The sequence below is a fragment of the Segatella copri genome, from assembly GCF_009494835.1.
In the GTDB taxonomy this organism is placed as follows: Bacteria; Bacteroidota; Bacteroidia; order Bacteroidales; family Bacteroidaceae; genus Prevotella; species Prevotella copri_F.
Genome location: NZ_VZBE01000008.1, coordinates 56,938 through 78,399, shown reverse-complemented (window position 1 = coordinate 78,399; position 21,462 = coordinate 56,938). Strand labels below are relative to the sequence as shown.

The 21,462-nt window shown below is 47.3% G+C and carries 17 protein-coding genes; 11 read left to right on the top strand and 6 right to left on the bottom strand.

Going from position 1 to position 21,462, the window contains the following annotated elements:
* Window positions 1–315 (top strand): hypothetical protein (locus F7D47_RS14860; protein ID WP_228118665.1); only part of this gene is annotated, 315 nt, incomplete at its 5' end.
* A gap of 1,000 nt (window positions 316–1,315) precedes the next feature.
* Here F7D47_RS14860 and F7D47_RS01635 read toward each other — a convergent pair.
* Both F7D47_RS01635 and F7D47_RS01630 read right to left on the bottom strand, forming a co-directional pair.
* The gene (locus F7D47_RS01635) at window positions 1,316–2,365 is read right to left on the bottom strand and encodes a nucleotidyl transferase AbiEii/AbiGii toxin family protein (protein ID WP_119230300.1); all 1,050 of its coding nucleotides are present in this window, start codon (window positions 2,363–2,365) and stop codon (window positions 1,316–1,318) included.
* A complete protein-coding gene (locus F7D47_RS01630; protein ID WP_117695780.1) occupies window positions 2,362–2,970 on the bottom strand; it encodes a DUF6088 family protein in 609 nt (202 codons plus the stop codon). Before F7D47_RS01630 ends, F7D47_RS01635 begins: the two co-directional genes overlap by 4 nt.
* A 453-nt stretch (window positions 2,971–3,423) precedes the next feature.
* On the opposite strand from F7D47_RS01630, the gene F7D47_RS01625 reads away from it, so the two are divergent.
* From F7D47_RS01625 to F7D47_RS01590, 8 genes are all read left to right on the top strand, one after another.
* Complete coding sequence (locus F7D47_RS01625) at window positions 3,424–3,519, top strand: smalltalk protein (RefSeq protein ID WP_153083472.1); 96 nt, start codon at window positions 3,424–3,426, stop codon at window positions 3,517–3,519.
* Window positions 3,520–4,117: 598 nt separating this feature from the next.
* Window positions 4,118–7,144 (top strand): SusC/RagA family TonB-linked outer membrane protein, encoded by a 3,027-nt coding sequence (locus F7D47_RS01620; RefSeq protein WP_153085440.1) that lies wholly within the window; start codon window positions 4,118–4,120, stop codon window positions 7,142–7,144.
* A 12-nt stretch (window positions 7,145–7,156) separates the two neighbouring features.
* On the top strand, window positions 7,157–8,548 hold the full coding sequence (locus tag F7D47_RS01615) for a RagB/SusD family nutrient uptake outer membrane protein (RefSeq protein WP_153085404.1): 1,392 nt from the start codon (window positions 7,157–7,159) through the stop codon (window positions 8,546–8,548).
* 26 nt (window positions 8,549–8,574) lie between these two features.
* Entirely contained in the window at window positions 8,575–9,801 is a 1,227-nt protein-coding gene (locus tag F7D47_RS01610) for a DUF4929 family protein (RefSeq protein WP_153085405.1), read from the top strand.
* Window positions 9,802–9,830: 29 nt separating this feature from the next.
* Window positions 9,831–12,656 (top strand): M16 family metallopeptidase, encoded by a 2,826-nt coding sequence (locus F7D47_RS01605; RefSeq protein ID WP_153085406.1) that lies wholly within the window; start codon window positions 9,831–9,833, stop codon window positions 12,654–12,656.
* A gap of 28 nt (window positions 12,657–12,684) precedes the next feature.
* On the top strand, window positions 12,685–13,557 hold the full coding sequence (locus F7D47_RS01600; RefSeq protein ID WP_022122060.1) for a ChaN family lipoprotein: 873 nt from the start codon (window positions 12,685–12,687) through the stop codon (window positions 13,555–13,557).
* Between the two features lie 266 nt (window positions 13,558–13,823).
* Window positions 13,824–14,522: a 5'-methylthioadenosine/adenosylhomocysteine nucleosidase gene (locus tag F7D47_RS01595; RefSeq protein ID WP_022122061.1), complete on the top strand. Its 699-nt coding sequence runs from the start codon at window positions 13,824–13,826 to the stop codon at window positions 14,520–14,522.
* Between the two features lie 115 nt (window positions 14,523–14,637).
* Complete coding sequence (locus tag F7D47_RS01590; RefSeq protein ID WP_117587516.1) at window positions 14,638–15,123, top strand: S-ribosylhomocysteine lyase; 486 nt, start codon at window positions 14,638–14,640, stop codon at window positions 15,121–15,123.
* Between the two features lie 21 nt (window positions 15,124–15,144).
* Here F7D47_RS01590 and F7D47_RS01585 read toward each other — a convergent pair whose 3' ends face one another.
* Both F7D47_RS01585 and typA read right to left on the bottom strand, forming a co-directional pair.
* The gene (locus F7D47_RS01585; RefSeq protein ID WP_420377394.1) at window positions 15,145–16,056 is read right to left on the bottom strand and encodes a transporter; all 912 of its coding nucleotides are present in this window, start codon (window positions 16,054–16,056) and stop codon (window positions 15,145–15,147) included.
* A 57-nt stretch (window positions 16,057–16,113) separates the two neighbouring features.
* Window positions 16,114–17,916, bottom strand: a complete 1,803-nt coding sequence (gene typA / locus F7D47_RS01580; RefSeq protein WP_022122064.1) for a translational GTPase TypA — start codon at window positions 17,914–17,916, stop codon at window positions 16,114–16,116.
* Between the two features lie 184 nt (window positions 17,917–18,100).
* Between typA and rpsO the strand changes: the two genes are divergently transcribed.
* Together rpsO and F7D47_RS01570 are read left to right on the top strand one after the other, a co-directional pair.
* Complete coding sequence (gene rpsO, locus F7D47_RS01575; RefSeq protein WP_022122065.1) at window positions 18,101–18,370, top strand: 30S ribosomal protein S15; 270 nt, start codon at window positions 18,101–18,103, stop codon at window positions 18,368–18,370.
* Between the two features lie 210 nt (window positions 18,371–18,580).
* Complete coding sequence (locus F7D47_RS01570; protein WP_153085408.1) at window positions 18,581–19,702, top strand: helix-turn-helix transcriptional regulator; 1,122 nt, start codon at window positions 18,581–18,583, stop codon at window positions 19,700–19,702.
* A 62-nt stretch (window positions 19,703–19,764) separates the two neighbouring features.
* On the opposite strand, the gene folK is transcribed toward F7D47_RS01570, so the two are convergent.
* Window positions 19,765–20,172 carry a 2-amino-4-hydroxy-6-hydroxymethyldihydropteridine diphosphokinase gene (gene folK / locus F7D47_RS01565; RefSeq protein WP_153085409.1) on the bottom strand — a complete coding sequence of 136 codons (408 nt, stop codon included), beginning with the start codon at window positions 20,170–20,172 and terminating at the stop codon, window positions 19,765–19,767.
* Between the two features lie 93 nt (window positions 20,173–20,265).
* Entirely contained in the window at window positions 20,266–21,450 is a 1,185-nt protein-coding gene (queA, locus tag F7D47_RS01560; RefSeq protein WP_153085410.1) for a tRNA preQ1(34) S-adenosylmethionine ribosyltransferase-isomerase QueA, read from the bottom strand.
* Window positions 21,451–21,462: the final 12 nt, after the last annotated feature.

Genomic DNA, 21,462 nt, shown 5'->3' with positions numbered 1-21,462 from the left:
GAGCTGCCATACCTTTGCACCTGCACGATAACGGTTGATGCCAAAAGGAAAGACCATGTGGAGGAAAGAAAATCAGAGCGGCAAATGAAAATAGAAACTTCACGGAAGTTTTTGGACTGCACGATTATCGCATACTCATTTCTGAGAAATGGATACAATTACTGTCGTGCAAATGTTTTTAGGAAAATGGAAATCGCATACAAGAATGGCACAGCCTTCAGAGAAATTCCGATGAAAGAAGAGTATGGCTTGTCCATGCTTCTTGCATCGGGTTTTCTCCAAGGCTGTGCAGCCAAGCATGAAAGTGGTCGTTGAGGTTTACATCAATGACTTCTTTCTTGCGGTGGAGTATGCAAACAAAATGGTACGGCAAATCAAGGAATGGTGTTTCTTTTGATCGGTTAGCCTGCAACCGACAAAAAGAAGCACTTTTCCTCATGCCGTACTACTGAGACATGAAAGGGTGGCGTGCCACTGTTTCATGTCGTTTGGATTGTGCGATAAAAATGGAACTGCGAGTTGTGGCTATAAAAGTCAGCCGTTGTCAGCACGGCAAACAAAGAAAAGTCCTTGGCAGTATAGTCTTGAAGTATTTCAAGGCATACCGCCAAGGATTTTTCTTGCCGTGCCATAGTCGGAGGAAGTTAGTCTGAGGTACGATGACTGTCTTTCTGCGACGACGGCTGACTTTTATACAAAACACACGAAAGAATGAGAATATGCAAACGAAATAGACCATTCAAAACAGGAACCCTTACCACATATGTTTGAATGGATTGAAATGGAAATAGCAAAGAATAGAGAAGAATAAGGTTTAATAAAAACAGATTTACCCAAGCAAAAAATCGAGGATAAAAAATCTTAAAACATTCTTTATCCCCGATTAAATATCGTACCTTTGCAACCGAAAGAGTTCTTTGGATGGTTATGTAAATCACAGCAGGATGCTACATTCTGTTTATTTCTAATTCGTAACCTCTTCTTTTTATGAGATAAAAACTTATCTCATTCTCAATCACTTATAAAAAACTTGTAGTTTCCACCTATGAAAAAGTATGAGTTGTGGGGCGCAAAACTATGACTTAGTTTTTTTAACATAAAGCTCTAAAGCAACCGAAAACTTCCTTCCTGCTAGGGCGCCCTAGCAGGAAAGAAGACAGAAAGTGAAGAACAAACCTTGACACAGTTTAAATAATACACCCATTTTAGATAGAGTTTGTCACTTGTCTATCAAAATTAACAGAATATAAACCTATACAAAAAGGTACAAAGCCTCCATATGGAGGTCTTTTTTCTGAATGGACTCCGTCAAAAATTAAAGTAATATTGAAATCTTGCGGAAACGTTCTTGAAGTTCCGCCATTCTTTTCATGAGGGCAGGAAAGTCCAAGGAATCGCCATAGATAAAACTGCCTCTCATCTCATTGTAGTCTGCCTCATAATTTGACAATAATGCGTCGCTTGGAACAATCTGGATGTTTTGTGGCAATTCTTTGTCATAATCCACATACCCTACATGATAGAATTTGCGTCTGTGGTTGACAATGTCCTCGTATAATGCCACATCGTTAAAAGCCATTTCTGCGTATGGAGTTTGCATCAGCTTTTCCAAATCGTAGAAATGACGTGTCATCCTAAGAGTTCGTGGCTCGTCTTTCTGATATTCCTCGCAGAGAAGAAATGCCTTTTCGAGGAAAGTACGTGCAGGCGTAACCGTGCGGATGGTTTGGACTAAATCAGAGTCCACATCCTCGCCATCAAATGCTTGTTCTACCAATGACGATATGCGTCTCATTTCAAAAGGCTCTGCCATAGACAAGACACTAATCTCAATTTTTACCGTTGGGGTGGCGTATGCAGCATTGCTTTGGTAGAGCGAAGGATATTTGACGAAAATCACAGATGGGTCTTTGTCGTGAGGCACTTTGAGTGGCTCTCCATTCTCATCCAATACGTCATTGTCGCCAATAACCGTTACGGGAAGTCCCATTCTTTTTAACTTCTCATTCAACTCAGACTTGAAGTCGCCAAGAATATAGTCCTGTGCCTTTTCTCGCAAATGGTGGATTTGTGTATTCGAAGTACAGTTAGCACAGGCAAGGTTCTTGACATTCAAGAAGAAGTCTCTTGAAAGTGCAAGGTCAATGTCCTCACTAAAACGATTGATTATATTCCATCCCTTGCTAAGACTTGTACCACCTTTGAATAAGAGATACTCGCCAATACTGGTATGGAATATGGCATAGAGCACAGCCGTTACCCACCAGTCTTTTTCGGCAGATGCCTCGTCTATCTGCTTTTCCTCGCTGACAGCCTGTATCATCGCCTTACGTTCATCTATCGTAAAATCTATCCATTTGCTCATAATGCCTTGTCTTTTATGTTTCGTCTGATAATATTTCTCATCCATACAGGAGCTAACAGTAGGTCGTGATCTATTGTCTCCGTTTCAGGATTTTCTGCCAACAGTTTAGATATTTGCTTCTCATCCTCAGCTGTTATGTTGTTTTCGCCAATACTGCGAAGTGCCTGCACAAGATCACGCATTAAGATACCCTTGAAAGCAAAATTTCTCGGAGCGCCATGCTTCAATATGACCATGCGTTTTCCCATGGAGAGTTTTCTGCTGGAGCCTGTCGTGAGGAAACTCGTTGTCATAGGCACTTGCGTAGAGAAGCCCAACAGGTTGGCTGCTGTCTCTCCAGTAGGAATAATCACCGCCTTGTCTCTCTTGGCAATTTCCGCTGCTAATTCAGAGGCAGAAGGATACAGTATGCCAAAGCGAGTCTTGCGTGCCTTGACATACACACCTTTTGATATTCGGGAGATAATCCCTTCCTTCTCGAATATCGCCAGTAGCTTGGTGACGTATTCCACATCATACTGAGGAAAGGATGACACGAAGAACACCTCCCCGAACTTACAATGTGCTATTTTGCTCTTAATCTTATTTACTACAGCTTCTTGCATAGCTTTCTATCTTTACTTTTGGTCGGAATCATTGCAAATATTTCCGACTGCAAAGGTAAGGCTTTTATCTCATAAAGCCATGCCCGTACACTATATTTTATAAATTATTATACAAATATCATCTCGGAATTTGTATGTCAAGTATGAATATTAACGTAAAAAGTTCTAATTTCCATGATTTTCACCGTGGCTCTTTTCCATATCGTTACCTATATTCAATAGGTAAATTTGCAACTTCTTGATATTCAATAGAAGTCCTTTTTAGAGCGAGTTAGATTGTTTAACTGGTTTCAGATTGAAAGCGTGCTGAAAATCGCGCCTTATCACACGCTGAAATTTGGTGGTATCGGGGAATTGGCGTATCTTTGCATCGTCGTTCGAAGAAAGGCTGCACTCGACAAAGCGAGCCCAACCAAGTTAACATTTAACATTTAACATTTAACATTTAAAAATATGAAAGTAAATACCTGGAAAACGATTTTGCAGATTGCAATCTCCTTCCTCACAGCCATCGCTACTACGCTCGGAGTTACCAGCTGTAGCCTTTAAAAGTAAAAAGGTAAAAAAGTAGAAAGGTAAAAAAAGCCTTAACCCCTTCGCGCCCCCGTCCCCAGCGATTCCATCGCTGGTCCCCTCAAGTCTTGAAAAATAGCCCCCGGTGCATCACGCATCGGGGGCTTTTTTTACCCTTTTTCTTTTTTACCTTTAATAGAGATAAAACCGCAAAACGCGGTAGCAAGGTGGATTAACTCATTGATTATCAATCAAATATTTATTTTACTACAGCCATAATAACTAAACATTTTTTAAAACATCATCCCAAAATCTTACTTAACGGTAAAAACAGGCAATCTGACGGCAAAAAATCACAAAACAGACACATATAGAAAGATAGAAACTCTAAAATACTACACCTTTCTACTAAGAACTAGGTATTTTACACTATTTTCGACAAAAAGGTACAAAAAAAAATGTTTAATTTTAAAAAAATATTGTATCTTTGCCGCAGAAAGAAACATTCCGCATTATTACTAAATTGAGTTTCATGGAAAGACAGAGAGAGAATTTTCTTATGACGAGAAAAGTAAATCATAGCGTTACTGTCGGATTGGCTGCCCTTGCTTTATGCTCGGTGTCGGCTAATCTCATGGCTGCTGTGAACAACCCTAAGATAGCACGAGAGGTTATCTTACCACAAAACGAAAGCTTGATAGGATACGTTTACGACCAAGATAAGAATCCGCTGCCGGGAGTTACCGTAAAAGTGGAGGGAACACAAATCGTAACCGTTACGGATGATGAAGGCCGTTATTCCTTCAGCCAGCCTATCAAGCGAGGTGCTAACGTAAAATTTTCGATGCTCGGCTTTAAAACCAAACGAGTTGTTTATAAAGGTCAGTCGGCTATCAGTCCGATGCTTGAACCTTCTGCTACCTCGGTTGGCGAGGTGGTGGTAGTGGCGCGCAGCAACATCAACGCTATCGACCTGCGTGCCAAATCGGGTGTGGTAGAGAATGTGGATATGAAGCGCGTAGAAGCTAAGCCGATGATTGACATGGCACTGGCACTGCAGGGTGCCGTGCCGGGCCTTGTCGTTACCAATACGGGCGATTTGGGTTCTGCTCCGAAGATCCGTCTGCGCGGAAACTCTTCGCTCCGACAGGGCAATGCAACCAACGAGCCGCTGTATGTGATGGATGGTCAGATTATCTCTGCTGAGACATTCTATAACCTGAACCCATCTGACATCAAGGGCATGAAGGTGCTCAAGGATGCTACAGCCTGTGCACTGTACGGTGTGAAGGCGGCTAACGGTGTGATAGAAATCACATCACAGCGAGGGCATTCGGGTGCTCCACTCATCAACTACAGCACCAATATGGGTGTCACCACACGAGGCCGAAGAGGCCTCAAGATGATGAGCTCTGCCGAGAAGCTGGAACTGGAGAGACTCATCGGTAACGTAGAGACTCCGGGCTACAGATACAGCGAGGATTACTACCGCAAGTACTTTGCCAACAATCCGAATCTGGCAAGCATGATTGCCGATGGCCAGAACAAGCTCGATTCCCTGAGAAATATCAACACCGACTGGTTCAACGAACTTCTGCGCAACAGCTTCTACCAGCGCCATAACCTGAGTCTGCGAGGCGGCAATGAGCGAACCACCTATTTTCTCTCAGCCAACTATTCCTATCAGGGCGGCCGTATCGAGGGAAATGACAAGCAGCGCATGGGCATCCGCCTGAATGTGGACCAGAAACTGGGAAAGATTGGTTATGCCATGCTGGGCGTTACGGGCTCTTATTCGAAGACCAATACGCCTAACGGAACCTCAAGCGACCCTTCTTCGCTGATTTACGAACTGAACCCATACGAGCAGAAGACAGGCAAACTCTGGTCGTATCCGGGACAGACCTATAAGGACCTGATGAACCAGTACAGCGCCGAATCTACCGACAAGGAGTTTGGCGTGAACGGTAACATCACCCTGAACCTGCTTCCAGGACTGGATGTTGCAGCTGTAGCCGGTATCGACTTCGTACTGGATGAGTCACACCAGTTTACACCTTCTACAGCCTACTCTGAGACCCATAGCGGTGTGCCAGAAGTGGCACGCGGTATCTATTCGAAATCCAAGAATACCACCACCAATATCTCTGCCAACGTGCGTGCTACCTATACCCGTACGTTCAATGAGATTCACGACCTCACCTTCAGTGCCAACATGGACTATTATGATACCAACATCGATAATCTCAGCACTACCGGTTATGGTGTAGGAACCCTGAACTCGGCAGCAGCCATCAACCAGTCGCTCACCGGCTCACGCCGAGTGAAGATGAGCGCTCCTAGAGACAAGAACCGCCAGCTGGGTATCGGTGGCGTACTGGGCTACAGTCTGCTGAGCACCTACGACCTCTATGCTACCTACAAGGCAGATGCCTCTTCGGTACTGCCGTCAGACAAGCGATGGAACAAGGCATGGGCGGTAGGTCTGGGATGGACACCATCCAACTATGCCTTCCTGAAGGACAACAAGGTGATTTCACGCCTCAACTTCAAGGGCTCGTATGGTATCACAGCCAATCTGAACGGAGTTTCGGCTTCTACCACAACAGGAACCTTCTCCTACTCCACCAACACCTACGAAGACCAGCGCGTACTGGAACTTATCTCCTTATATAATAAGGACCTGAAACCAGAGCAGAACAAGTCGGTAGACCTGGGTATGAGCATGGACCTTTTCAACCGCATTACGCTGGATGTAAACTATTACAACCGCCGTACCGAACAGGCTTTGCTCGATGTGCCAATCCCTACATCTGTAGGCTATTCTACCCTGAAGCGCAACATCGGTGTGCTGGAGAACAGAGGTATAGAGCTGGGACTGAGTGCCAAGATCATCGATACCTACGATTGCCGACTCAGCATCGGAGCCAACCTTGCTTACAACGACAACAAGGTGCTCGACCTGTATTATGCCGACAAGATTTACACCACCGAAGATGCACTGGTTCCAGACTATGAGGTAGGCAAATCATACGATATGCTCTACGGACCTACGTCGCTGGGCATCAATCCGCTCACCGGTTATCCGGTATTCCTGCTGCCAGACGGCACAGAGAAACAGGCTACCGAGGCACTTACCAAGGACGATGTAGTGGCATTAGGCCATCTCACACCACCTTATTCAGGTACCTTCAACCTGAGTTTCTCATACAAGTCGTTCGACTTCGATATGGACTTCTACTACGTTCATGGCGGAATCCAGCGTTTCAACTACTCGTATGTGAGAGACAAGGACAATGTGAACAAGAATGCCGTAGCCGGACAGACCGATAAGATGTGGTTCAAGCAAGGCGATGAGAACAAGACCTACTGGACACCGTTCTACACCTCATCCACCGCAGAAGACAACATAGCACTCTATCCAAACTCACGCACCGTGGGCAAGAGCGACTACCTGCGCCTCTCTATGGTGAGCATGCGCTACCGTCTGCCAGCCGCTACCCTACACAAGATACTGCCATTCATGCAGTATGCCACCGTAGGTTTCCAGGCATCCAACCTCTTTACGTGGACCTCGTATAAAGAGAGCGACCCGGAAAGCGGAACCCTTGCCGGCACCACACAGCCAATTTATACATTCAATTTGAATCTTACATTCTAGGAGACAGAAAAGATGAAGAATATCAAGAATATCATCAAGAAGGCACTACTCTTCACGGGCAGCACCCTGCTTCTGGCAGCCTGCTCGCTCAATGTGCCACCACCAGACCAGTTTTCAGACCCCGATGCCATCACCGATGTCAACACGGGGCGCTCTCTGCTCACCTCCTGCTATCTGAGCTATCCGCATCAGGAGTATGAGTTTTCGCTCCTGGGCAACGACTTCTGCCCTACCAACCTCTCGGGAAAGGATGTCGAAACCCAGAACCTCTACAACTGGCAGGACAAGAACATCAGCAACCTCTCGTCAACCGTATGGCCGGCGTATTACACCTGTATCTCCAACTGCGATGTACTCCTGGAGCGTATCGACAAGATTACGACCGAGACCGCAGCCGATTTGCAGGAGAAGCAGGCTATCAAGGCAGAGGCGCAGCTGCTGAAGGCAATGTGCTATTTCGACCTGCTGCGCATCTATGCCACTCCATATGATGAGAATCCGGATGCCGACGGCATCATCATCAAGAATATGTTCGGATTCGAAACCAATGGCCGCAGTAGCAAGAAAGTCTGCATCGGCATGATAAACAGTCTGATAACAGAGGCATCAGAAGTGAGAAACCAGCCCTCAAAGAACGGATGGTTATCGCAGACCGCAGCCGATTATCTGCTTGCCGAAACCGCACTCTATATGGGCGATTACAAGAAAGCAGTCGAATATGCCGACGATGTGATAGAACAGGGCGACGACAGCAAGATAGGCGGCGAAAGCTACTCCCGACTCTGGCGTACCGAGAGCTATGGCGGCAGAATCTTTGCCTTCAATACCCAGAGCAGCTATTATGTCGCCATCGAATACGACAATTCTGAAGGCGACTATTACGCCGTCAATCCGGCATTCACCTACGCCGGAGATGACGTACGCGCGAAATATACGCTCTATCCGAAAGACCAGAACGGTAAGACCCGCAACCTGATGGGCAAGTACAACATGATGAACAAGCAGGGCACCCAGCCTAACTACATCAACCGCATGCGTTACGCCGGTGCCTACTTCATCGCTGCCGAAGCCTATGCACGCGATAACAACGAACAGATGGCACGCGAGCGCATCAACCATTACCTGCAGCTGGTTTCAGCCGATCCTATCGCAGATAACACAACGGGCGACGCGCTGGTTCAGGCTATCCTGGCAGAGAAGTACAAGGAATTCGTTGGCGAAGGCAGCAATTACTTCGACCTGAAGCGAACCCACGCAGACTTGAACCGTCTGTCGGCATGGGGCGGAGCAGCCACAGCAAAAATCAGCAAGGACGATTACCGCTGGAACTTCCCTATCCCTGCTTCGGAATATAAATATAACAACAATGTGACCCAAAACGACAAGTGGCCAATTAACAGATAATATTAACATTTAAAATAAAGAGAACAATGAAGAAATTTAAATTCATACTTATGTGTATGCTTGCGATGCTGACAGGTTTCAGCGCATGCAGCAGCAGTGATGACAATGATGGCAAGCAGATGACCAACTATGTATCGATTTCTGCAGCCGGAAACACAATAATCAACGAGGATGATGATGAAGAAGTAAAATTCAACATCCTCATCGGTAATACCCTGACAGCAGACGCTACCATCAATCTTTCGCTCGAAGGAAATGATGACAATGTGGCTACACTCACTCCTTCTACCATCGCGCTGAAGGCTGGTGCCAAGACAGCATCCTTCACCGTAAAGTCGAACAAGAAGAGTCTGCTCAAATCAGATCGCGTACTGACCGTAAAGGCAACTTTCTCTGATGCCAACATGAAGACAGACGGAAAAGCAGTAACCCTGACCATCAAGCCAGACTCCGACATTCCTGTCCTTACGGCAGAACAGCAGAAACTCATTGAGGGCTACAAGCAGAACCTCAACATCGACCTGACCAAGATTCTCGGTAAGGTAAAGGTAGAGACCAAGGTTACCTTCAATGACGATGACAAGATTGATATCAACGACAACAAAGATACCCGTTCTTTCAGCGGCGTTACCATCATCACGCTGAGCGAGAAGGCTACAGCCGATAAGCCTGTCTTGAAGATGGTTTCAAATGCAATGGGTATGGCTGCGTTCAACTATGAAATGCTGAGAAAGAGAACCGTAGAAGATGCAGAAAACTGGACACAGATGCCATACGGTATGGCTGTTATGGAGAACATCAACTACGATTACAATAAGGAAACCTTCACCATGACACTGGATGGCATCGAGGTAAACCCGGCAGATATGACCCTCAAGTTTACAGGCAGCAAGGTAAATGTATACGATGTAGAGATTACAACCGTTCCATTCGACTATACCTTCTCTGCATGGAACCGCCTCAAGGCTATAGCTGATGCAAACCAGTCGTTTGTTGTAGACGATGGAGATACCAGGACAGAAGTTTTCGTAAAGGACATCATTGATGGTGGCGGTTCGCTGAATCCTTATTCCTTCTTCGACAATACCGATGTCGTAGCAGACGGAGAAGAGACAGATTATAAAAACATCTACGTTGCTCCAACAGGCAAAATCGACTTCGCCAGCGGCAAGATGACCTTCGCCTTCCCTTGGTATCTTGAGAATACATACGGATGCCAGCGAGTTGAAGCAACCTATACATTTGGTAATTAACAAGCATTTTACCATCTAATGCCGACATTATGTATAAAATAACGAAACAATTATTTCTTTTTGCCCTGCTTGCAGCTTTCTGTCTGCCGGCAGGAGCGAACAAAGATTCTAAAATAAACCTTCCACGGGGAACCGTGGAAGGCTACCTTGATAACGGACTCCACTATATCATTATGCCTAATGCACTGCCTCGTCATGGCATAGAGATGCGACTGGTGATGAAGGTAGGTTCTCTGCAGGAGAACGACCAGCAGAAAGGTGGTGCCCACTTTCTGGAGCACATGTCTTTCTCGGGTACCAAGCACTTTCCACAGGATGCATGGGTAGATTATTTCGAACGGCTCGGTATGAAATACGGACGCGACATCAATGCCTTCACCGGCTTCGACCGTACAATCTACTGGCTCTCACTGCCGGTTGCCGACTTCGGAACACAGGTAATGGACAGCACCCTTCTTGCCGTACGCGACATTCTCGACGGGGTTTCTTTCGAACCTCAACTCGTAGAGCAGGAACGTGGCGTCATCAAGGAAGAACTGCGCGGCTACAGCACGGACGATGATTTCTACAACCTGAAAATTGGCGACGGAAGATACATCCTGCGCATGCCGCTAGGCACAGAGCAGGATATCGAAACCATTTCGCGCAACCAGTTGCTCAACTATTATCACCAGTGGTATCTGCCTCAGAATGCCTGTCTCGTGGTGGTAGGAAATGTAGACGCCCAGGATATGCAGAAGCGCATCCAGGCTACCTTCAGTTCTATAGCCAAGGGCCAGCCTACTCCGCTGGGCAAATATCCGCTTACCTATAAGAAAGGTATCACCCTGCACGAGGTGAAAGATACCATAGGCACAAGTTCCAAACTGGAGTTCATCATCCCTCACGAGGGTGTGGTAGGCAACACCATCGCTTCTACCGCCCTGAAAGAGCAGTACCGACTACTTATCTCGGCTATCAGCAAGCGACTGGCAGCACGGGGTATCAGATGCGACATCAGCGATGCCTGGTATCTCGCTACCCAGAACCACTTCTCTTTCTCTGTAGAAGGCAAGGGTAAGCAGGAACTCAAGGAGAAGATGACCCAGGTGCTCGGTGCCTTCGCTGATATCACGAAAAAAGGATTCGGAAAAGAGGAACTCGCTGACTATGTAACCGAAAAGGTGAACAGGATGAAGGCGGATACCATTGGATTCCAGTCGGGTAAATGGTGTGATGACTTCGTAGATTACATCATCTCAGGCGACCGCTATGTGGCATGGGACGAGGATATGGAAAAGGTAAAACTCCTGGTAAGCAACACCAGCAGCAGCCAGCTCCAGAAACTCTTCAAGACCATTCTGAACGAAGGTAAGCAATCGCTCCTCGTAGCCTACCAGAACAACGCCGGGAAGACTGAATCCTTCACCGAAAGCGAGTTGCAGCAACTCTGGCAGCAGGGACTGAAGACCCGCATGCCGGCTTATACCTACCAGCGCAAGGAAGTAGAGGAAAAGCAGCACGTTGACATGCCAGCCTGTCTGTCTGCCACCCACCCGGATGCCAGCGCATCTATAGTAAGCAAGCGCAAATACGAGGATATCGGAGTATCGGAATATCAGCTCGCCAACGGACTGAGACTGGTGATGCGACCTACAACCGACAAGGACAGCACCATCTACATCGCCATGCACGGACGTGGAGGCGTGGGCGACCTCAGCAAGCAGGAATATCCGCTACTCAAAGACGCCGTAAGCTATGTAGACATGGGCGGTCTGGCACATATCAATACCGACCAGCTGACCGAAGTGATGCAGGCAGAGGGACTTTCTGTGAGCGTAGGCATCGCCGACTACTGGCATCAGGTACTCGCCTCAGCCCCAACCGACAAGGCACAGGAACTGATGAACCTGGTTTACGAGAAGATTACGGCTCCAGGCAAGTCATACGAAGATTTCAAGGAAGTACGCGATGCGGAAATCGAGAGATTCGGCAAGGAAACCCTGCTCGAACGTCTGCTCAAGCGCGACATCAACCGCAGGCTCTCCAGAAGAGTGGATTCGCTGGTGTGCAACATGCCGGCAAACAGCGGTGTCAAAATCCAGAAGGAAGACCTCAACAGGCTCAATCTGGATTCCATGACCAACTATTATACATCGCTCTTTGCTAACCCTCAGCAAACCACGCTGATTGTTACCGGCAACATCGATGAAGAGCAGGTTCTGGGCACCATCGTCAACACCTTTGCGCGCCTCAAGGCATCAGCCCACATGACCCGTTTCGAGGACAAGCCAAGCAACATGCCGAAGAGTCCTTACAAAGAGGCTTTCGAAAACGACGTGGAGACGCAGACCGTGCTGAACTACATCTATTCGGGCAACTACAAGCCAGGACTCCGCCAGTCACTCATGCTGAAACTGATGCGTGATGTCATGCAGAACCGCCTGCTGAGCATCCTGCGCGAGAAGATGAACATTGTTTATTCTCCATACGCCGACCTCTACTATGCCGGAGTGCCTCAGGCTAAATACAACTTCTGGCTGGAGATTGCGCTGAAGAACGAGAACCGCGACAAGGCTATCCAGGCACTGGACGGAATCATCAAAGAGCTGCAGACCAGCAGAATCAGCGAGGGAGAGCTCAACAAACTGAAGATGTCATTCCTCGTTACCAAGCGCAAGTCGCTCTCTGATGACGCACCGGCAGAATGGAAGAACATCCTCACCACCCTCTTGCAGAACGGCGAGAGTCTGGAAGATTTCGACAACTACAGCAACTGCCTGAAGAGCATCACTACCGAGGATATCCGCAAGGGATTCGAAGAGTATGTGCGTCCTGAGCGCGTAGCTCTGCTCTATAAGGGCAATCCATTTTAAACTTTAAACAACCCAAAGAAGAAAAGATATGAAGAAGATATTATGGATGGTCATGCTCATGATGAGCATGACTGCCTATGCACAGAAGACACCTGAGATATACCGTATTTTTGATGCAAAAGGCAAGGAAGTTACTTACGAGAATATGATCAAAACCGTAGCCGCCAGCGATGTGGTGTTCTTCGGCGAAATTCACAATTGCGTCATCAGCCACTGGATGGAGCTGAAGGTATTGGAGTCGCTGGCTGAGAACAACAATAAGCTGAAGGTAGGTATGGAGATGCTCGAAGCCGACAACCAGCTCATCATCGACGAATATACCGGCAGCGTGATTTCTTCCGACCGCTTCGAAGAAGAATGCCGTCTCTGGCCTAACTACAGTACCGACTATGAGCCATTGGTTTACTATTCTAAGCGCCATCATCTCCCGCTGATAGCAACCAACGTGCCTCGCCGCTACGCCAGTGTGGTAAAGGAGAAAGGTCTCGCCTATCTCGATTCACTCTCAGCCGAAGCCAAGCGCTATCTCCCGAAGTTGCCTATCAAATATGTGGAGAATGAGAATGCCCAATCAGGCTTTGCTCTGATGGGACTGATGGGCAAGGCTAAGGATTCAAAGCCAGAACTGATGGCACAGGCTCAGGCTATCAAGGATGCCACAATGGGCTGGTTTATCGCCCAGAACCTAAAGAAGGGCGAGCAGATGATTCACTTCAACGGCACCTATCATTCTGACGCTAACAACGGCATCATCCCTTATCTCAAGGAATATCGCCCAAAGACTACAGTCAGCACCATCAGAGCGGTGCGTCAAGAAGAGATTGACAAAATAGATGAAGATTATCTGGGACTGGCAGATTTCTATATCTGCATCACAGAAGATATGAATATGTCATATTAACCCATCAAAATACGCAACAAAAAGCCCCTGGTGTGTTCTTACATCAGGGGCTTTTAACATTACGGGGGACCAGCGATGGAATCGCTGGGGACGGGGGCGCGAAGGGGCTAAGGCTCTTTTTACTTTTTTACTTTTTTACCTTTTTACTTTTTTACCTTTAAAAGCCCCTTTTTACCTTTAAAAGCCTTTTTCCTTAAAAACTCCTTAAACTTTGCTACTCTCTGCAATATTTTTAGTAACTTTGCACCCAAAAGTTAGTATACAAGATGAAAATAGGAATTATCGTTGCGATGGACAAGGAGTTCGCGCAACTCAAAACATTATTGACCGAATCGCAGGTTGAGAGAAAAAACTATAAGGACTTCGTTATCGGAAAGATAGGCAATAACGAGGTGGTGATGCAACAATGCGGCATCGGTAAGGTGAACAGTACCATAGGTGCCGTGGAAATGATTGACAACTATCACCCTGACCTCGTCATCTCTTCAGGCGTGGCTGGAGGTGCTGATATCAACCTCAACGTGACTGAGGTGGTAGTGGCAACCAACTGCGTTTACCACGATGCCTACTGCGGCGAGGAATGCGAATTCGGCCAGATTCTGGGCATGCCTGCTTCCTTCAAAACACCTAAGGAATATGTGGAGAAGGCACTCGCCATCAACAACCTGCCGGGCAATAGGCACCCGAAGATCCACGCCGGACAGATTGTGAGCGGCGAATGGTTTGTAGACAGCAAGGAGAAGATGCGCTCTATCCTGGAACACTTCCCTCAGGCGATGGCGGTGGATATGGAGAGCTGCTCTATCGCCCAGACCTGCCACATCTACAAGACGCCTTTCATCTCCTTCCGCATCATCAGCGATGTACCGCTGAAAGATACCAAGGCACAGCAGTATTTCGACTTCTGGGCTAAGATGGCTGAAGGCTCTTTCAATGTTACCAAGGCTTTCCTCGAAAGTCTTTAGAAGTGTTGAATGTTGAGTGTTGAATGTTGAATGATTCTTCACTCAATATTTAACACTCAACATTCAACACTCAACACTCAACATTCAACACTCAACATTCAACATTATAAAAAAGATGAATAAGATTCCAAGTTTTACAATCAATCACAATAAGCTGCTCCGCGGCATCTACGTGAGCCGTAAGGACGAAGTAGGCGGAGAAGTTATCACAACATTCGATATCCGCATGAAGGTGCCTAACCAGGAGCCTTGTCTGCACAACGGTGCCATCCATACCATTGAGCATCTGGCTGCCACCTATCTGCGCAACGACGAGGAGTGGAAGGACCGCATCATCTACTGGGGACCGATGGGATGCCTCACAGGCAACTATCTCCTTATCAAGGGCGACCTGGAGAGCAAGGACATCGTAGAACTGATGAAGCGCACCTTTAAGTTTATCGCCGATTTCGAGGGCGAGATTCCGGGACAGGCGGCAAAGGACTGCGGCAACTACCTGCTCCACGACCTGCCTATGGCGAAATATGAAGCCAGGAAATATCTGGATGAGGTGCTCTGCTGCATCAGGGAAGAAAACCTCATCTACCCTACCCAGGATTAGAAACAAAAAAATATGGCAAGCTTACCACTTAAGCTTGCCATATTTTTCTTTATACCAAAGTTGCCAGCCATTGACCAGATTCTGCCATACTACATAGGCACCCGGTGCTACGGCAGCAAGAGGATTCAGGAAGGTGAGGGTGAGCCAGATGCCCACTACCGTATTCTTCTGTCCCAACGCCTGACCGGCACTGATACTCGCACCGAAATGCCTGCCTACCGCCTTGCCGATGGCAAACTGGAGGAGACATACCAGCAGCGGTACAAAGAGCAGCAGAAGCATCGTTACGCCCGATACCTCGGCATGGAGCATATTGCGAACCGTTTCGCCCATCAGTATCGTGAGGTTGAAACACCACATATAAAAGCCTAAATCCTTTACATTCTTCACCTTATCCACCCATTTTGGCAGGAACCTGCGGCTCAGCAAGGCAAGCAGCAGAGGCACCACCAGCACGGTAGTGACATTGCGGAACACCATCGCACTCATCATGAGGAACGATACGTCAGCCCCCTTCTCTACCATCGGGAAAAGACTCGGAATGATGACCATCGTAAAAATGTTGGCGATGACCGTATAAGTGGTCAGCGAACCGATACTGCCGCCCAACTTCTCCGTAACCACAGCCACGGCGGCTGCCGTAGGACAGATGAAGCAGATGAAGGCACCCTCGAGAACCAGTTTGGTGCTGTAATCTGAGCCGAACTCAAAGATGAGCACCACCATCATCAATGCCAGCGAGGTGCGGATGAGTTGGAGGATGAAATGCCACGCCTTAGGCTTCATCTCCTTGATTTCTATCTTACAGAAAGTAACATAGAGCAGGGAGAACAGCACTACCGGCATCAGACTTACCAACCTCGGACCACAATAATCGCCAATGGGCACCAGAAAGGGCACATTGGCGAATATCAGGTAGCCCAATGCTCCCATAACCAGGGAGCAGGGCAATGAAAACTTTCTAAAAAATCTCCACAAAAACATTTCTGTTTAGTCTTTGTTGCTGCGCTTGCGCTTCAGGTGATCGAGCTCGATCTTGCGCATACGCATGTTCTTTGGAGTTACCTCTACGTACTCGTCCTCACGGATATACTCCAGGCACTCCTCAAGACTCATCACGGTCTTAGGAATGACGCGGGCCTTATCGTCAGAACCGGAAGCACGCACGTTGGTAAGCTGCTTAGCCTTGGTTACGTTGACTACCAGGTCGTTATCGTGAACATGCTCACCTACAACCTCGCCGCCGTAAACCTCCTCACCCGGGTCGATGAAGAACTTACCACGATCCTGCAGCTTATCGATAGCGTAAGCAAAGGCAGTACCGGTTTCGAGCGCAATCATGCTACCGTTAGAACGGCGGCTGATTTCACCCTTGTATGGCTGATACTCCTTGAAGCGGTGAGCCATGATAGCCTCGCCCTGAGAAGCGGTAAGCACGTTGGTACGCAGACCGATAATACCACGTGAAGGGATATCAAACTCGATGTCTACACGCTCGCCCATGTTCAGCATAGAGGTCATATCACCCTTACGGCGGGTTACCATATCAATCATCTTAGAAGCAAACTCCTCTGGTACGTTGATGGTCAACTCCTCTACAGGCTCGCACTTCACACCGTCAATCTCCTTATAGATAACCTGAGGCTGACCTACCTGGAGCTCATAGCCCTCGCGGCGCATGGTCTCGATGAGTACAGAGAGATGGAGCACACCACGGCCTGATACAATCCACTTATCGGTAGAATCCTCGTAAGGCTGTACGCGGAGAGCGAGGTTCTTCTCGAGCTCCTTGTTCAAGCGCTCCTGGATGTGGCGTGATGTACAGAACTTGCCTTCCTTACCGAAGAATGGTGAATCGTTGATGGTGAAGAGCATACTCATGGTAGGCTCATCTACAGCGATTGGAGGCAGTGGCTCAGGATTCTCGAAGTCGCAGATGGTATCACCAATCTCGAACTTCTCCAAGCCGACAACGGCACAGATATCGCCTGAATCTACATGATCGGTCTTCTTATGGCCCATACCCTCGAAGGTGTGGAGTTCCTTGATCTTGGTCTTCTCCTGGGTACCGTCGCGGTGGCAGATAGTAACGTTCATGCCGTCCTTCAATGTACCGCGGTGTACACGACCTACGGCGATACGACCTGTATAAGAGCTGTAATCGAGTGATGTGATAAGGAGCTGTGGAGTACCCTCGAGCTGCTTAGGAGCAGGGATAACCTCAATAATCTTATCGAGCAGATAATCGATATTGTCTGTTGGATGATTATAGTCCTCGCCCATCCAGCCGTTCTTGGCAGAACCGTAAACTACTGGGAAGTCGAGCTGGTCTTCTGTAGCATCGAGGTCGCACATCAGGTCGAATACCATCTCGTACACCTCTTCAGGGCGACAGTTAGGCTTATCTACCTTATTAACAACGACGATAGGCTTCAGTCCGAGCTGCAATGCCTTCTGGAGCACGAAACGGGTCTGAGGCATCGGACCCTCGAAAGCATCGACGAGGAGGAGGCATCCATCTGCCATGTTGAGCACGCGCTCAACCTCACCACCGAAGTCAGAGTGTCCAGGAGTATCGAGGATATTAATCTTAGTACCTTTCCAGTTGATAGATACATTCTTTGAGAGAATGGTTATACCACGCTCGCGCTCCAAGTCGTTGGAATCGAGCACTTCGCCGCTGTTATCCTGGCCGTCGCGGAACAGCTTACCGGCGAGCATCATCTTGTCGACCAATGTAGTCTTACCATGGTCAACGTGTGCAATAACTGCAATGTTTCTAATGTCTTGCATTTTAATTTTTACCTTAAATACTTAAATTTGGGTGCAAAATTACAAAAAAATCCCGAAATGTTTGCATAATTCGGCAAAAAGTTGTATCTTTGCACCGCATTTTTAATTAAACCGCCGTGAGGAAGGTCATCAGATGCACAAAATTAAACATATTCATATTTTATTAAATTAAGTTTTTACAGCTATGTATTTAGACAAAGCAAAAAAAGAAGAGATCTTTAGCAAGTACGGAAAGTCTAACTCTGATACTGGTTCAGCTGAGAGCCAGATAGCATTGTTCTCATACCGTATTGCTCATTTGACGGAACATGTTAAGAAGAACCGTAAAGATTATACTACAACACGTGCGTTGACACAGCTTGTAGGAAAGCGTCGTGCATTGCTCGATTACTTGTATGATCGCGACATCAATCGCTATCGTGCTATCATCAAGGCCCTCGGTCTTCGTAAGTAATCAGCTTAGGCAGACACATTGCTTAACAGAACAGAATCCCATCGTTCGCAAGAGCGGTGGGATTTTTCTTTGTGTTTTTTATTTTCTATCGGAAAGGGAAATTCACATCTTTATAATATATTTAAAACTATTTTCCTTCCTATTAGAAACTTTATTCGTACCTTTGCAAGCAAAATAGACAAAAGGACTATACATATAACGAAAAAGAATATGATTCATTTCTTAGAACAGCACTTTGTAGAACTTGTAACCATAACCAGCATCATCTATCTGACGCTGGCAACCATCCTGTTGCTCTACCAGACACCTGATACGGCCGTTTATAAAACTTTCCGCAGATCTAAAAGACTGATGGCAGGCGGAATGATGCTCATCAGCCTGAATATATGGATCTGGATAGCTTCATTTACCGGAAGCTGGACGGAATACAACAACTGGGTTCCCTGTTTCGACATCATCCTCTTCTATCTGATGGGCATCTGCTTCAGCTTCTCGCTCAGCAGTCTGCTCGGCCCTCATTATATCTCCCGGAAGCGCTGCAGGACGATAGCCGTAAAGTTCACAATGACGGCTTTCTTCGCCCTTATCGCCATGACAGATGCGCTGAAGGCATACCAGATACCCCTGCTGCTTATCGCCCTGATAGGACTGCTGGAGATGCTCATAGGGCATATCTACTACTTCAACAAGTGCTATCTGAGAAGCAACGCCCTCTTCGAAAACTACTTCTCGAACGAGAAGAGCCATTTCATCAGATGGCTCAAGGTGAGCCACTGGCTCTTCTACGGCATGCTGATACTGGGCGTGATATCCATCCGTACGGGTGCCCTGTTCAACTGGCTGGTGCAATTCTATGTGGTAGGCATGAACCTCTATATTCTGGTAAACATCATCAACTATACCTCAGAATACGAGACGCTGATGAAGGCAGACTGCGATAAGACGGAAGAAGAAAAGAGCGGAGAAGCCAGTCCGAAGAAAGCCTACATCGAAACGCTGCGCCCTAGAGTAACGGAATGGATTCAGGAGAAATCCTATCTGAAGGACCAGTTCACGATAGATGATCTTGCCACCAGGCTGTATACCAACAAGACCTACCTCTCCTCCTTCATCAAGGAAGAATTCGGCATGAGCTTCAGCAGCTGGATAGCGAGTCTGCGCTTGGAAGAAGCCAAGAAAATGATGAGCGAGCATCCTGATGCCAAGCTGAAGGATATCGCCTACAACGTAGGTTTCTCCTCGCTGCCCTACTTTTCGAGCGTCTTTGCCAAATCAGAAGGCGTCACGCCATCTGCCTGGATGAAAGAACGCAGCAGGAATAAAGAAAGATAAGAAACAGAAAACGGGCTGGGAGCAAAAAAGCTCCTAGCCCGTTTTTTGTATACTTACTAAAATTACCTGAGTATCTCCTTCAGCGGTTTCATCACGAATTCACGCTCCTCCATCAATGGATGAGGAACCTTGAAATCGGGCTCATCTATCACCAAGTCATCTATCATCAGGATATCAATATCGATGATGCGGTCCTGGTATTCGCCATCCACCGACTTCATAGTGCGCCCCATTTCGCGCTCTATGCGCTGCGTAGCCTCCAGCACCTGGCGCGGAGCCATCGTGGTGAGAACCAGCACACAGGCATTGATATAGTCGTTGGGCGATGAATAACCCCAAGGCTTGGTTTCGTAAAGAGCAGACTGGCGCTCTACCACACCAATCTGCTCTCCTATCTTTTCTATTACCTCGCGAATGTTGCGCTTTCGGTTGCCCAAATTCGTACCGAGACTTAAATATACCTGATACATACTTATTCACACTTTTATAAAATTGTGGATAACTAAGCTAAAACCCAGAATATCAACAACTTCTATGTGTATAAAAACTATTTATACCGATGTTTAATCTGGAAGCATCAATAAAGAATCACCATAGCAGCCAAACATATAACCGTTCTTCACAGCCATCTTGTATGCCTCGTAAACCAGGTCGTAACCGCCAAAGGCTGCAGTACTCATCATCAGGGTTGACTCCGGATGATAGAAATTGGCTACGGCACAGTCAGCAAGACCGAAATCGTATGGAGGGAAGATGAACTTGTTGGTCCATCCGTCGAATGCCTTCATCATACCGTCGGTTCCGACAGCCGTTTCAGTTGCCTTCATCACACTGGTACCGATAGCGCAGACGCGATGGCCGGCAAGCTTGGTCTTGTTAACCAGATCGCATGCCTCCTGGCTGATCATCATCTGCTCAGAATCCATCTTGTGCTTGGTAAGGTCCTCTACCTCAATATCGTGGAAGTTGCCCAGACCGCAGTGCAGGGTGATATAAGCCTCGTTGATACCGTTGATTTCCATACGCTTCATCAGCTCACGTGAGAAGTGAAGACCGGTAGCAGGAGCAGTAACAGCACCCTCTACCTCAGCGAAAACACACTGGAAATCGTCCATATCATCCTCTGTAGCGTGATGATCCTCACGTGCATCGATAACGTAGCGAGGAAGCGGAGCCTCGCCCAGAGCGAAGAGCGAACGCTTGAAGACATCATGATTGCCATCCTCATCATAGAGGAAACGGAGGGTACGGCCACGGCTGGTGGTATTGTCGATAACCTCGGCAACCATCTCGTTGACATCATCGAAGAAAAGCTTGTTGCCGATACGGATCTTGCGGGCAGGCTCTACCAATACGTCCCAAAGGCGCATCTCAGGATTGAGCTCACGGAGCAGGAACACCTCTATCTTGGCATCGGTCTTCTCCTTGGTACCATAAAGACGGGCTGGGAAAACCTTGGTATTGTTGAAGATGAAGGTATCGCCCTCTTCGAAGAAATTCACGATATCCTTGAACTGCAGGAATACTGGATTGCCATCGGCATCAACCATATCCTTACCGTTTTCATCTTTCTTGTACATCTCGATGGTTTCTGACTTCTTGTGGAGAACCATGAGTCGGGACTCATCGCGGCGAGTAATCTCGAATGTACGTTCACCACTAGCCGTTTTTACCACGTGCTTTGCCTTATGTGGATAAAGTGCCACCTGATCTTTTGGCAACTTAAAGTTAAATTGTGATAGCTTCATGTTATATTTTTT